The organism is Aerococcus sanguinicola, from assembly GCF_008726925.1.
Lineage (GTDB): Bacteria > Bacillota > Bacilli > Lactobacillales > Aerococcaceae > Aerococcus.
Window position 1 is genome coordinate 282,867 of sequence record NZ_VYWO01000001.1, and the last position, 14,624, is coordinate 297,490.

At 48.2% G+C, this 14,624-nt stretch carries 11 protein-coding genes and 1 pseudogene; 4 read left to right on the forward strand and 8 right to left on the reverse strand.

Features of this window, described 5'->3' with window-relative positions:
* Positions 1 to 47 precede the first annotated feature (47 nt).
* Positions 48 to 1,430, forward strand: a complete 1,383-nt coding sequence (gene trkA, locus F6I03_RS01455) for a Trk system potassium transporter TrkA (protein WP_083290548.1) — start codon at positions 48 to 50, stop codon at positions 1,428 to 1,430.
* A 2-nt stretch (positions 1,431 to 1,432) separates the two neighbouring features.
* Positions 1,433 to 2,884, forward strand: coding sequence for a TrkH family potassium uptake protein (locus F6I03_RS01460; protein WP_070430780.1), 1,452 nt, complete (start codon positions 1,433 to 1,435; stop codon positions 2,882 to 2,884).
* Positions 2,885 to 2,941: 57 nt separating this feature from the next.
* Here F6I03_RS01460 and F6I03_RS01465 read toward each other — a convergent pair whose 3' ends face one another.
* The gene (locus F6I03_RS01465) at positions 2,942 to 3,835 is read right to left on the reverse strand and encodes a fructose bisphosphate aldolase (protein WP_070430779.1); all 894 of its coding nucleotides are present in this window, start codon (positions 3,833 to 3,835) and stop codon (positions 2,942 to 2,944) included.
* A gap of 654 nt (positions 3,836 to 4,489) precedes the next feature.
* Here F6I03_RS01465 and F6I03_RS01470 point away from each other — a divergent pair.
* Positions 4,490 to 4,843 (forward strand): HesB/YadR/YfhF family protein, encoded by a 354-nt coding sequence (locus tag F6I03_RS01470; RefSeq protein WP_141737843.1) that lies wholly within the window; start codon positions 4,490 to 4,492, stop codon positions 4,841 to 4,843.
* A gap of 15 nt (positions 4,844 to 4,858) precedes the next feature.
* Complete coding sequence (locus tag F6I03_RS01475; protein ID WP_070430743.1) at positions 4,859 to 5,278, forward strand: OsmC family protein; 420 nt, start codon at positions 4,859 to 4,861, stop codon at positions 5,276 to 5,278.
* Between the two features lie 74 nt (positions 5,279 to 5,352).
* On the opposite strand, the gene F6I03_RS01480 is transcribed toward F6I03_RS01475, so the two are convergent.
* The 7 genes and pseudogenes from F6I03_RS01480 to F6I03_RS01510 all read right to left on the reverse strand — a co-directional run.
* Positions 5,353 to 6,045, reverse strand: coding sequence for a VIT1/CCC1 transporter family protein (locus tag F6I03_RS01480; RefSeq protein ID WP_070430742.1), 693 nt, complete (start codon positions 6,043 to 6,045; stop codon positions 5,353 to 5,355).
* Positions 6,046 to 6,367: 322 nt separating this feature from the next.
* Positions 6,368 to 7,300 carry a dihydroorotate dehydrogenase gene (locus F6I03_RS01485; RefSeq protein WP_070430741.1) on the reverse strand — a complete coding sequence of 311 codons (933 nt, stop codon included), beginning with the start codon at positions 7,298 to 7,300 and terminating at the stop codon, positions 6,368 to 6,370.
* Complete coding sequence (locus tag F6I03_RS01490; RefSeq protein ID WP_070430740.1) at positions 7,300 to 8,082, reverse strand: dihydroorotate dehydrogenase electron transfer subunit; 783 nt, start codon at positions 8,080 to 8,082, stop codon at positions 7,300 to 7,302. The genes F6I03_RS01485 and F6I03_RS01490 overlap by 1 nt, the downstream gene beginning before the upstream one ends.
* A 24-nt stretch (positions 8,083 to 8,106) precedes the next feature.
* A complete protein-coding gene (carB, locus tag F6I03_RS01495) occupies positions 8,107 to 11,295 on the reverse strand; it encodes a carbamoyl-phosphate synthase large subunit (protein ID WP_070430739.1) in 3,189 nt (1,062 codons plus the stop codon).
* Position 11,296: 1 nt separating this feature from the next.
* A complete protein-coding gene (locus F6I03_RS01500) occupies positions 11,297 to 12,373 on the reverse strand; it encodes a carbamoyl phosphate synthase small subunit (RefSeq protein WP_070430738.1) in 1,077 nt (358 codons plus the stop codon).
* A 2-nt stretch (positions 12,374 to 12,375) separates the two neighbouring features.
* Entirely contained in the window at positions 12,376 to 13,656 is a 1,281-nt protein-coding gene (locus tag F6I03_RS01505) for a dihydroorotase (RefSeq protein ID WP_070430737.1), read from the reverse strand.
* Between the two features lie 31 nt (positions 13,657 to 13,687).
* Positions 13,688 to 14,608, reverse strand: a pseudogene (locus tag F6I03_RS01510) (aspartate carbamoyltransferase catalytic subunit); the annotation flags it as partial.
* Between the last annotated feature and the right edge of the window lie 16 nt (positions 14,609 to 14,624).

Consider the following 14,624-nt stretch of genomic DNA (forward strand, 5'->3'; position numbering starts at 1 on the left):
GAGGTTGGAAGCAAAACTCCAGCCTCGTTTTAACTAGGGGTTATGTTATGAAGAAAATGGAAATTGTGGTAGTTGGCGGGGGCGAACTAGGCCAGGAATTGTGTTATCTCTTGAACAAGGAGGGGCATGAGATCACCCTGATTGACCAGTCCCAGCAGGTCATTGATAAGCTCATTGAGGTTTTAGATATCCAGGGCATCTGCGGCAGCGCCACTAATTTGGAAACCTTGCGTGAAGCCAATGTCGACCGCTGTGATGTCTTTATCAGCGTCACCAACCTCGATGAGGTCAATATTATTTCGGCCGTTCTCGCGGAAAAAATTGGCGCTCGCTACCGGATTGTCCGCTCGCGCTCAGGGGAATATACAGCGCATGAAGACTTCATCCGCGAGCACTTGGGCATTAACTATGTCATCAACCAGGATAAGGAAGCGGCCAAGGAGATTGTTACTGTCTTAGACTATCCGGCTGCTATCCATGTGGAGAAATTCTACTATGACCGGATCAAGCTCCTACAGATCCGGCTGACAGCCCAGAGCCCTATTCTTAACTGGTCCGTGGCCCAGGTCCGACAGAAATTAACGGATATTGTCATCTGCCTGGTGGAGAGGGGCGACCATGTCTTTATTCCGCACGGGGATGATTACTTGCGCCAGGACGATCAGATTCACATTATTGCAACCAATGAGGTCCTCAGCCAGTCGGCCTATATGGCTGGCCACAAGGAGCGGACCCATTACCGCTCAGTCATGATTATCGGCGGAAGTCGGATCAACCGCTACCTGGTCCCCTTATTAGCCAAGCGTGGTATCCACATTAAATTAATTGAAAAAGACCGCCAACGTGCCCAACTCCTCGCTGAAGAAATCGACCAAGCAGAGATTATTTTAGGCGACGGGACTGACCAGCGCTTCTTGCGGGAGCACCGGCTCAACCGCCACGATATCGTGATTTCGATGACCGATTCCGATGAAGAAAACCTCATGCTGTCCCTCTTCGCCCATGAAGAAGGGGTGAAGAAGAACATCACCAAGGTCAACCGGCCCAAGCTCGTTCGCCTCTTAAATGCGGAGAACTTGGATGTCATCGTTTCTCCTCGCATCTCGGTCTCGGATGCTATTATCCGCCATGTGCGGGCCATACCAGAGAACAATAGCTCGCTCTTGGGCTATGCCCGTCTGGCTGTCGATAAAGAAATGGCAGAAGCTATGGAATTTCAGGTGAGCGCAAGGGACCGAGTCACCCAAGCGCCCATCAAAGATCTAGCTATCAAAGACCATGTGCTCTTGGGTATGATTGTGCGCCAGGATCAGCTCCACATTCCATCTGGGGATGACCAGCTCCAGGCAGGGGATGATGTTTTAATCTTTAGCTCTTGCCGGGATATTTTTACTTTAGATGATATCCTAGAAGGAGGTGGACGCAGCTAGCCATGAATACTTCCTTTCTACGTTTCATTATCGGTCGTTTGCTTATGATCTTAGGGCTCTTGATGGTGCCTTCGATTCTAGTTGGGCTCTATTATGGGAATCCTGGCCGGGTCATCTGGGCCTTTGTCCTTACCATTGTCCTCTGTGAACTTTTAGGCTTTGCCTTGTCCTACCGCCAACCGAATTCAGATATTTTCTACCAGCGAGAAGGCTTTGCCCTGGTCAGCTTAATCTGGTTGCTCTATTCTTTCTTTGGCGCCTTACCTTTTTACTTGAGCCAGTCAGTAGGGAACTTTATCGATGCCTTCTTTGAATCCGTCAGTGGCTTTACCACAACAGGGGCCTCTGTCCTCAGTTCCAGCCTCCATATCCTCCCCGAAGCATTAATGTTCTGGCGGAGCTTTACGCTGCTGATTGGTGGGATGGGGATGTTGGTCTTTATCTTATACATCCTGCCGAATTTTGGGGCTAGGGGAGTCTACGTCATGCGGGCTGAACTACCAGGCCCCGTCTTTGGTAAGGTTGAGTCCCGCGTCTCCAGCTCAATAAATATTCTCTACAGCATTTATTTAGTTATGACCCTCGTCGTTATGGTCCTCCTCCGCCTAGGCCAAGTGCCTTGGTTTGAAGCGGCGCTCTTAGCCATGGGAGCCTCGGGAACAGGGGGCTTTAATATCTACAGCAATTCTATTGCCCACTATAATAGCGATTATGTCGACTTGGTGATGGCTTGTGCCATGTTCATCTTCGGCATGAGCTTTAACTTCTTTTACTTGTTCTATGTTGGCAAATGGAAGCAAGTCCTCCGCAGTGAAGAATTGCGCTGGTATGTGGCTATCATTGCCTTGGCCAGCTTGATTATCTTTCTTAATATTAACGGCCTCTACCAGAGTCCCATCCAAGCCCTCAAAGATGCCTTCTTTAATGTGGTGTCTGTCAATTCAACCACAGCCTATACCAATGTTTCGATTGCTAATTGGCCGGTAACGACAGATATCGTGCTGCTCTTCCTTATGTTTACCGGGGCCATGTCAGGGTCGACGACTTCAGGTTTGAAAATGGTCCGTATTGCCATCTTCTTCAAGTCCATCCGACAAGAAATCCGCCGGGTCCTCGCGCCCAACCGGGTCCAACCCATTAAATTCGATGGCAAGCGGGTCAACCACGACACCCAACGCTCCATTGCCTTCTACCTAATGACTTACCTGGCTGTTTTCTGCTTGGTTCTCTTTATCCTAAGCCATTACACCCAGAGCTTCAGTGGGGCCTTCAATGCAGTGATTGCTACCCTGAATAATATTGGTTATGGCCTTGATCTACTAGGGCCAGGGGAAGATTATGCCCAACTTGCTCCTTTTGCCAAGTTTATCATGTGCCTGACCATGCTGATGGGGCGGCTTGAAATCTACCCGATCCTATTAACCCTAACACCCAGGGTATGGAAAAAATATTAAAAGAAAAACAGCTCAAGCCTTGGCCTGAGCTGTTTTTCTTCATAGTCTACTATCTGCTTAAACGGTTTTGTTAACCGATGCATCATAAATCGCATCGATGGCTGTCTTGAGTTCTTGGTGGAATTCTTCGTCTGATTGGTTAGCGCGCAAGGCATTGGTTAAGGCACGGGAGAAGCTAGCAATCACACCTTCATTTTGGCGGAGCTTGTCATTGGCTTCGTCGAGTGCATAGCCACCGGATAGGGCAACGACACTCAAGACTTGAGGGTGGTCAACTAATTCTTTGTAAGCATTGTTAACGCTTGGCAGGGTTAATTTAAGCATTACCACCTGGTCGTCCGCTAATTGGTCAAGTTCTTTGAGAATCTCTTGTTTGAGCACTTCCTCAATCTCAGCCTTATCTTCCGCATGGATATTGACCTCTGGCTCAACAATAGGCACTAGACCAGCTGCAATTACTTGCTTAGCTAAGTCAAATTGTTGGCTGACTACCTTTTTAATGCCTTCAGGGTTCAATTCTAGAATATTAGAACGTTCCTTGGTACCGAAGATACCGCGTTCATTGGCACGGGCTAATAAGTCGTCAAGATTAGGGATATCCTTCATGACTTGGACGCCATTTTCAATTTCAGCAAGGCCCTTATCAATCTTAAGGAAGGGGACAATGCCTTTATCAGCCAAGTAAGTGGCTGTATATTTACCTTCAACTTGGCGATCCATCGTTTGCTCAAATAGGATAGCACCGAGAATCTTATCCGAATTAAAGGCTTCATCCGTCATAATGCGGGTCCGCATCTCATGAACGAGATCAAACATTTCTTCTTCACTGGAGTATTGGTCCTCAGAAACACCATAAGCGGCTAAGGCCTTAGGAGTTGAACCACCGCTTTGGTCTAAAGCAGCGATAAAACCGTCTCCTGATTTTACACGGTCAAACTGTTCTTGGTTCATAGTATATAAGACTCCTTTACTTAAATTCTATTTGAGACAAAAACAAGTGCCAATCGTCTCAGCATCATTATAACAAAAATGAACTTATCTTCAAAGGGAAGGCCTATTTTAAAATACCCATTGCTTATCATAATATATATTATGTTAACTAAAATATGAGAAAAAGAGTCACTTCTAATAAAAGCTCATTTATGAATATATATATGAATAATTGTTCATCATTACTCTTAGTCCTCTAGCTAAGCTCTCTTGTATAGCCCCAGTCTCTTTTTCTTTGCCAGCTTAGCGCTACTTGTTCCAAGTGTTCCTTAATCCTTAAGACCAGCTGCTTCGATGGCTGAGTCACTGACACTGGTCATGTCGGTCCAAAATTCTCTTTTAGCATTTCACAAAGTCATTTCGAATTTAAAGCAAAAATCCTTCAAATTTGAATTGTTTACTTCATGTCACTGACTCTCTCTCAAATGTTGGGCATTGCAAGCCTTTTCTTAAAAGCTTAGCCTAAAAGCCACCATAACACGCTCAGTCAATTTCTAGGAGGCTTTGCAAGCTGGTCAAGCCTTCGTCTTAGATGAGCTAAGTGCTTGACCTCTCATAGGCCTTCTGTGCTAAACTAGAAGCAATGAATGAATAATAGATAGGATGTGTTGGATAATGGAGATTCAGGTTTCTGATGCGGCGGTAAATTTCTTTAAAGAAGAAGTGGCGCCCGGTCCGGGCCAAGGAATCCGTATTTACGGTAAGGTTTACGGGTCAACCAATGTGCACGATAATTATTCGGTTGGAATCCTTGTTGAAGCCCCAGAAAATGTCTTCGCCCAAGTGGAAAAAGATGGCTTATTAATCTTTGCTGAGGACGAAGATCAGTGGTTCTTTGAAGACTACAACTTAGAAATTGATTATGACAGCGAAGAAGATGTGCCTACTTATTACTTTATCTCTTCCGATCCCGAAGAAGCTGCCAAGCAGCGGGAAATTGATGCCCAATCTGGCGCCTCTGCCCACTAAAGAAAGCGTGATTAAATGACAAGTATGCATGTCAAAGCCCAAGTGATTGACCACTTGCATTTGGAGCTGACAGTTGATGGCCACACTTATGAATTAGACCATGACCGCCCTCAATCCTCTTACCAAGCCCAAGCTACGACGCCGGCTGGTGCCCTCTTAGTGGGACTGGCTGGTTGTAAGCTGATGCTGGCCCAATCTTACTTAGCCAGCCGACACATCGAAGGCGTCACCGTTTCGCTTGACTTAGAGGCTAATTTGGGCCGAGATGACCAGCGTCAGCGTAATCTTCAAGCCGATATTCGCTTAAATATCGAGGGTGACTTGACCGACAAGCAGCAAGAAAACCTGCAGCGATACGTTGATAGCCAGTGTGCGGTTGAACAAATCATTTTGAGCGAAAGCAATCAAATTCAAACCCACTACCAGTTTAATTAGAATCATTTAAAATAAAAGCGAGTCTAGAAGCTTGTTAAAGCTCTTCTGGACTCGCTTTTCACATAAAATTGCCTTTAAATATTGGCCAAGAAACTTCCGATGCCATAAGCCGCGGCAGCTGCTAGGCCCCCAACGACTAACATTTCGAGACCCGATTTGAAGCTATTTTCTTTAGTCACAGAAGCTTTGGCAACCCCTAAGATAAAGAGCATAGTGAAGGTCATGACAATTGAGAAAGGAAAACTATAAGGCACTAATTGGGAATTAAAGTAAGCTAGGATAAAGATAATTAAAGGAAAGAGACCAAAGAAAGCAAAAGAGAAAAAAGTAATACAGGCATTAGTCAGAGGCTGAGAGGCTTCTTCCTCCCCAACAGAGAGGACTTTCATCTGGGTATCGACATCATGCTGGGAAAGTTTCTCCGCAATAAGCTGGGCCTGGTCGCTGTCTAGGCCCTTACTTTCGTAGGCTTCTTGGATGTGGACATGATTGAGTTGGGGGTTATTTTTAAGCTGTTTGGCTGTTTCTAAACGTTCAAAGTCGTCATAGGCCCGCTCGGACTTGCTGGACAGGTAGTCGCCAACAGCCATGGAAATGCCGTCAGCAAGCAGGTTGGCAAAGCCGAGGATGATAATGACCTCCATCTTAAGTTCGCCACCAATTGCCCCTGCCACCACTGCAAAGGTTGTAATGATCCCGTCCAGACCACCATAGACCATGGACTTAACCCCTTCACCACGGTTAAAATTTTCTACTTCACTTGCCATCACTCAACACTCCTTTTCTATTTTATTTAGAAAGAATCTAATCGATAAAAAAAGCACGCTGAAAGACAGTTGAAACTGCCTCACAGCGTGCAAAAAGCGCTCTGCTGTCGGAAGTCTCACCTCCCGACCGGGTTTTGGATTCTAAAATCCGCCACTTGCTCTCATCGATTATTTAACTTTCTGTATTCATTATAAATAATCCATTTCATTATGTCAAGCTATATTATAATAATTATAATATAAAACTCCCAAGTAATGCTTGACTGATTCGCCAGCAAGTTTTACTTGGGAGTTTTTCCGTGTTGAGATGTTAAATCGACCACTAAGCCTCTCTCAGCCGCTGACGGACATCAAGAATTAATTCTTCTAAGCTTTCAATGCCTAGTTCATCCATTCTTTGCGGGAGGGCTTGGATTAATTTCGGGCAAATATAGGGATCTGTAAAGTTAGCGGTTCCCACAGCTACAGCTGAGGCGCCCGCCATAAACATTTCAAGAACATCGTCGACTGTAAAGACACCGCCCATGCCAATAATCGGGAGATTAGAATGGCTGGCCACCTGGTGGATCAGGCGAATGGCGACAGGTTTAATGGCTGGCCCCGACAAGCCCCCGGTTTGGTTGGCCAGGATGGGCCGGCGCGTCTTGAGATCAATCCGCATACCCAAGAGCGTATTAATCATAGTGAAACCATCTGCTCCCCCTGCCTCTATGGCTTCAGCAATGGGCAGGATATCCGTCACATTGGGAGATAACTTAGCATAGACTGGCACCTTAGCCACTTTCTTGACCGCTTGGATCAAATCGAAGGCAACTTCTGGGTCAGTACCAAAAGTAATCCCCCCTTCCTTCACATTAGGACAAGAAATATTGAGTTCAATGGCCTTGACATTGGGTGCGTCGCCGATACGTTCGCAAACGATCACATAGTCTTCCTGGGAGGAGCCGGCAACATTGGCAATAATCGGCAAGTCCTCATAGACCTCCAGTGCCGGTAAATACTCCTTCATAACAACTTCTAGGCCGGGGTTTTGTAAACCAATGGCGTTGAGCATCCCAGAAGGCGTTTCGGCCACCCGGGGCGTAGGATTCCCCAATTTTTCCAGGGGACTGGTGGCTTTGACCATGATGGAGCCGAGCTGGTTTAAGTCGTAGTATTTGGCGTATTCCTTTCCGAAGCCAAAGCAACCGGAAGCGGGAATGATCGGATTTTTCAAGTTAAGGCCGGGTAATTGAACAGCTAAACGATTGGTCATTAGAGGACCACCTCCTTGGCTTGGAAGACAGGGCCATCTTCGCAGACTTTTTTAGTCCGGATCTGACCTTGGGGACCATCTTCAGACGACCGACAGACACAAGCTGCACAGGCGCCCATCCCGCAGGCCATACGCTCTTCTAGGGACAATTGGATATTGTCTGTCCCCTGGCAGGTCTGGTAGACCGCCTTGAGGAGGCCGTTGGGACCACAGGCAAAGACGGCATCAGGCTGGATACTTACTGATTGGACAAGCTGGCAGACATTGCCGTGAAAGCCGTAGGAGCCGTCATCGGTTGACACATGGGTGGGCCCCAAGACGCTAAAGGCCGCTTCATAGAAGACCGCCTCCCCACTGGCATAACCGAGGAAATGATGGCAGCGGACCCCTTTTTGACGGAGCTGGACAGATAATTCATAAAGGGGTGGAATGCCAATCCCACCACCTATTATGAAGGCATGGTCCCCAGCTTCTAGCTGGGACAAGTCAAATCCCCTACCTAATGGCCCCATCACATCGAGGCGATCACCACTGGTCATTTCAGAGAAAATGCGCGTGCCATCCCCTTCCACTCGGTAGATGATGCGGCAGGTGCCATGTTCTTTATGGATCCGGTTGAGGCTAATAGGCCGCCGGAGCAAGAGGTCTTGCCGGGGCACCCGGATGTGGATAAATTGTCCCGATTCCCCCATTTCTTGGACAAGGTCTCCTTTTAAGGTCATTTCAAAGATTCTAGGTGCAATTTCTTCCTGCTTGATGATGGTCATCATCTCCTGGCGCATGTCCTTTCCCCTTTCTATACTTGATTAAATGGCTTGAATTGAGAATGCTCGTGCTTGCATCACACGCAAGATGGCGCGAGCTGTATCCAAGGAGGTAAAGAGCGGACCCCCTTGTTCGATAGCAGCTTGGCGGATAGCAAAACTATAATCCTGACTCTTATCCTCATCCTGGGACACCCGGTTGACGACAGCTTGGATAGATCCTGAATGGATGGCTTCTCTAACCGATGGGCCCTGACCATTTGGACTCTGCCCTTCAATGGCTCGGACAGTCAATCCCTGTTCTTCAAAATAAGCAGCCGTATGCCTTGTTGCTACGATACCATAGCCTAGTTCAGCAAAGGCTCGAGCCAAGTCATAGGCCTCTTCCTTGTCTTCATCCGCAATGGTAAAGAGCAAGTTGCCATGGTCTGGCATATGGAGACCAGCTGCTTCAAAGGCCTTATAGAGGGCCTTGTTGCTGTCGCGGTCACCGCCCATAACTTCTCCTGTCGACTTCATCTCAGGGCTGAGATAGGAGTCGACTTGGTTCAACTTAGTAAAGGAGAAGACCGGTGCCTTCACATAGACTTGGTCCCTTTCAGGAGCTAGGCCACTTGGATAACCCAGGGCCGTAATTTTTTGACCGAGAATAGCCTTGGTTGCGAGCTGGGCCATCGGGATATCCGTAACCTTACTTAAGAAAGGAACGGTCCGGCTGGCCCGCGGATTCACTTCAATGACATAAACTTGGCCTTCGTAGATGACAAATTGAATGTTCATCATACCGATGCAGTTTAAACCAAGAGCGAGTTTCTCAGTATAGTCCAGGATGGTCGCCTTAATCTCATCAGAGAAAGATTGAGGCGGATAGATCCCCATCGAGTCGCCGGAGTGGACCCCAGCATGTTCGATATGTTCAAGAATACCTGGCACAAGAACATTTTCCCCATCACAGATAGCATCGACTTCACATTCATAGCCTGGCAGATAGCGGTCAATTAAGACCGGATGTTCTGGCGAAGCCTTGACCGCATTGGCCATATAATTCTCTAAGTCAGCCTGGTGGTCAACGATCTGCATGGCCCGTCCCCCGAGCACATAAGATGGACGAACGAGTACGGGATAACCGATAGCATCCGCAATGCGAACAGCTTCTTCTGGGCTCCTGGCAGTATCTCCGATGGGCTGGGGAATATCTAATTGACTCAGAGCTTGTTCAAATAAGTCACGGTCTTCGGCCCGGTCCAAATCTTCCACTGTCGTCCCTAGAATTTTAACACCGGCTTTGGCTAGCGGTTCAGCTAGGTTGATGGCTGTCTGCCCACCGAACTGCACGATCACTCCTAGGGGCTTTTCAACCGCAATGACTTCCATAACATCCTCAAAAGTTAAAGGCTCAAAATAGAGCTTATCGGAAATTGAAAAGTCCGTCGATACCGTTTCAGGGTTATTATTCATAATAATGGCTTCATAGCCAGCATCTTGGATAGCTTTGACCGAGTGGACTGTGGCATAGTCAAATTCAACCCCCTGGCCAATCCGGATAGGGCCAGAACCTAAGACCAAGATAGATGTCTTGTCATGGGAGGCCTGGCTTTCACTTTGGCTGCCATAGCTGCTGTAGAAGTATGGAGTTGAGGCTTCAAATTCGGCTGCACAGGTATCTACCATCTTATAGACAGGATGGATGCCCGCTTCAAGTCGCTGTTGACGGAAGTCGGCTTCATTCATTTCCCATAAGCGGGCCAGTTTATAATCGGTAAAGCCATATGATTTCGCTTGCGCAACTTTAGCCATGTCCCCTGGATGTGCTTTTAAGTCACATTCAATTTCTACAATATGTAATAACTTATCCAAGAAGAAGAGGTCAATCTTCGTTAATTGGGCAATATCTTCGATGGTATACCCCCGGCGGATGGCCTCCATGATGTAGAAGAGACGGTCATCTTGGGCCTTGATTAATTGCTCACTGATGACATCGTCAGAAACAGCTTCTAGGCCTTCCATTTCGGCATGGTAGCAGCCGATTTCTAGAGAGCGGACAGCTTTCAAGGTCGCTTCCTCGATATTTCGTCCGATAGCCATGACCTCTCCCGTCGCCTTCATCTGGGTTCCCAAGCGACGGTCTGCCTCTTGGAATTTGTCAAAAGGCCAGCGCGGAATCTTGCACACCACATAGTCGAGAGTGGGTTCAAATTCGGCATAGGTCGATTCAGTTACTGGATTCATCATCTCATCCAAAGTCAGGCCGAGAGCAATCTTAGCAGCTAACTTGGCAATAGGATAACCGGTTGCTTTAGATGCCAGGGCTGAAGACCGAGAAACCCGGGGATTGACTTCAATGACATAGTAGTTGAAGCTCTTGGGATCCAAGGCAAGCTGGACATTACAGCCGCCTTCAATTTCTAAGGCCCGGATAATGGCTAAGGAAGCATCACGGAGCATCTGGTGTTCATCATCCGACAAGGTTTGGCTAGGAGCATAAACGATGGAATCTCCTGTATGAATGCCCACAGGATCAAAATTTTCCATATTACATACCACAATGGCATTGTCAGCTGAATCCCGCATCACTTCATATTCAATCTCTTTATAGCCGGCAATACTCTGCTCGATTAAACACTGGGTAACGGGAGATAGGGCGAGCCCATTTTCTGTAATTTCTCTAAGCTCCTCCTCGTTCTCGCAAAGTCCCCCACCCGTGCCCCCTAGGGTATAAGCGGGACGAACAATCAAGGGATAGCCAATTTTGGCCCCAAAGTCGACCGCTTCAGCCACGGTATGGACGATGGTGGATTCAGGAATCGGTTGCCCTAATTCTTCCATCAACTGCTTGAATTGGTCCCGGTCCTCAGCTTGTTCAATGGCCGAAAGCTTGGTCCCTAATAATTCAATCCCCAATTCATCTAAGATACCTGCTTTCGACAATTCTAAGGCCATATTTAAACCGGTCTGTCCTCCCAGAGTAGGTAAGATCGCATCGGGGCGTTCTTTTCTCAAAATACGGGAGACGAATTCATAGGTAATCGGTTCAATATAAACCTCATCCGCAATTTCCTTATCGGTCATAATGGTGGCTGGGTTGGAATTGACTAGGACCACTTCATAGCCCTCTTCTTTCAGGGCTAGACAGGCCTGGGTCCCCGCATAGTCAAACTCAGCAGCTTGGCCGATGACGATGGGCCCTGACCCAATGACCATAATTTTTTGGATATCTGTACGTTTTGGCATCTTAGTGCTCCTTTCTTGCATCAATCATCGCCATGAAATCATCAAAAAGATGGAGGGCATCATGTGGCCCTGGGGCGGCATCTGGATGGTATTGGACGGTGAAGGCTGGGTAGTGGCGGTGCTTGAGCCCTTCCACTGTCCCGTCATTGATTTCCACATGGGTAATGATTAATTTTTCTGGATCGATGGAGTCCTTGGCTACGGCATAGCCGTGGTTTTGGGAGGTAAAATCAATGCGGCCGGTCGCAATTTCTCGAACAGGATGGTTGACACCGCGGTGGCCAAATTTCATCTTATAGGTATCCGCCCCATTGGCTAGAGCGAAGAGCTGGTGGCCCAGGCAGATCCCAAAGACAGGGACCTGGGCTTGAATTTCGCGGATCATGTCCAAGACAGCTGGCAGGTCCTTAGGGTCACCCGGCCCATTGGACAACATGACCCCATCCGGATTAAGGGCGAGGATGCTTTGAGCATCGGTGTCATAAGGGACAACAGTCACTGAACAATGGCGCTCAGAGAGGGCCCGTAAGATAGAATGCTTGAGGCCAAAGTCAACCACCACGACCCGGCGTCCAGTGTTAGGATTGGGATAAGCTGTCTTCGTTGAAACACTGGCTACATGGTCGGTTCTTGGCGCTTGGGCTTTAAGCTGAGCCAAAGCCTGGTCGATATCCTCATCAGCTGCAATAATGGCCGCTTTCATGGCCCCTTGTTCGCGCAGCTTATGGGTCAAGGCCCGGGTATCGATGCCCGCAAGGCCGGGAATATCATAAGTTTTTAAAAAAACATCCAGGTTCATTTGACTCCGCCAATTGGAAGGACGGCGGGCCCATTCCTTAACGATAACTGCTTGGCAGGATGGGGCCACGGACTCATTGTTGTCTGCCGTAATCCCATAATTGCCGATCATAGGATAGGTGAAGGTAATTAGCTGGCCGCAGTAGGAAGCATCTGTAATTGTCTCTTGGTAACCCGTCATACCAGTGGTGAAAACTAATTCCCCACTGACCTCCTTTAGGGCTCCAAAAGCCTGTCCCTTGTAATAAGTGCCGTCTTCAAGTAATAAAATTCTTTCCATGCTTAGGCCTCCTTTTGCCATACCAATTGCCCATCAACAAAAGTTGCTAGGGTCTCGCCCTTGATCTTCCATCCAACGAAGGGCGTATTCTTCCCTTTGGATAGGAAGTCATCGGGATTAATCGTACTTTCCTGGTCGAGGGCAAAGATCGCTAGGTCGGCGGGAGCTCCCACTTCAAGACGGCCGGCTTCTAGCTCAAAGATCTCTGCCGGGCGCTTAGCCATCCAGTTCAAGACCTGTTCTAAAGTAAAGATCCCCGTCTCAACGAAATTCGTGTAAATCAGCTGGAAGGCGGTCTCAATCCCTACGATACCAAAGGCTGACTTGAGGAAGCCTTGGTTCTTCTCTTCGAGGGCATGGGGGGCATGGTCGGTTGCGATACAGTCAATCGTCCCGTCCAAAAGCCCTTCAACCAAGGCTTGACGGTCTGCTGCTGAACGCAGGGGCGGATTCATCTTATACATGGCGTTATCTGCTGGAATATCCTCGTCAGCTAGGAGCAGGTGATGGGGGGAGACTTCACAGGTCACATGGATGCCCGCTGCCTTAGCTTCACGCACCACACGAACACTTTCCTTAGTGGACACATGGCAGACATGATAGTGGACACCAGTAGCTTCAGCTAAAAGCACGTCCCGGGCGATTTGTGAAGATTCTGAAATCGGCAGAATACCCGGCAAGCCGAGCGCTTTAGCCCGGTCGCCCGCATTCATCACACCCCCGAATAAGAGGGAATCATCTTCCACATGGGCAACCAGGGCCTTACCCACTTGGGCTGCTGCTAACATGGCTTGGTACATGGTGCCAGCACTCTGGACCCCTACCCCATCATTACTAAAGGCAAAAGCACCTGCTTGGCTCAAAGCTTCATAATCGACCAATTCTTGACTGCGCAATCCCTTGGTAATGGTCGCATATTGGTGGACCTTGATCTTGGCGTCCTGGTGAATCAAGTCATACATCGCATCTAAAGCTTCCTTGGTCGATGGCACAGGGTCTACATTAGGCATGGCGCAAACCGTCGTAAAGCCACCACGGGCAGCAGCCAAGCTACCTGAGGCAATTGTTTCCTTGTGTTCTTGGCCAGGCTCTCGGAAATGGACATGGACATCAACCAGCCCAGGACTGATTAAGCCACCTTGCGCGTCAAAGACTTGGTCATAGTCTTCTTCTGCAAAATTTTGGCCCAGGGCTTGGATCTGACCGTCCGCGATGACGAGTTCAATGGGGTAACAGTCATTAGCCTGCCCATTCATTAAGCCATTTTTGATTAGTGTTTTCATGCTTAGCCTCCCTATTTTCTTCGTTTGCTTCTTTGGCATTGATCACGGCTTCTAAGATAGCCATCCGCATAAAGACGCCATTGGACATCTGCTGGATAATCCGCGATTGGTCGGATTCTACCAGGCTATCTGCAATCTCCACATCCCGGTTAACGGGGGCTGGGTGCATGATAATGGCATGGTCTTGTAGGCGCTTGGCCCGGTCTAGTGTTAGGCCATAAGCTTGGTGGTAATCTTCTTTAGAGTAAGCTTCCTCTCCCTGGTGACGTTCTTTTTGAACCCGGAGCATCATCATGACGTCCACCTTCTCTACAATCTCATCGAGGGGCTCATAGTGGCCATATTGGTCAAAGGATGGGTCATACCATTCAGGAGCTCCCGCAAAGAAGAGCTCAGCCCCCAGGCGTTTAAGCATCTGCATATTGGATTTAGCCACCCGGGAGTGGACCAAGTCGCCGACAATCGCTACCTTTAAGCCTTGGAAGTGGCCGAATTCTTCATAAATTGTCATGAGGTCGAGTAAACACTGACTCGGGTGCTGACCGCTACCGTCTCCGCCGTTGATGAGGGCACAATGGATATGGGGACTTTCGACCAAGCGATCATAATAGTGGTCTTCCTGGTGGCGGATGACCGCAATATCTACCCCTAAGGCCGACATCGTAAGTACGGTGTCGTAGAGGGTCTCTCCCTTCTGCACCGAGGAAGTCGAAGCTTCAAAGTCTAAGCATTCCAAGCCAAGCTTCCGTTCAGCAATCTCAAAGCTGCGGTGGGTCCGCGTTGAATTCTCAAAAAAGAGATTGCTGACGAAGTATTGCTTCTGAACGGGAGAATGCTCGGGATGGTATTTATAAACTTGGGCCATTTTAATGAGTCCGAGCACTTCTTCGTTGCTTAAGCTTTCTACACTGAGAAGGTGTTGGAGGCAGATTTTTTGCGTGTTTAAAATCATGACAATCCTTTCTAGC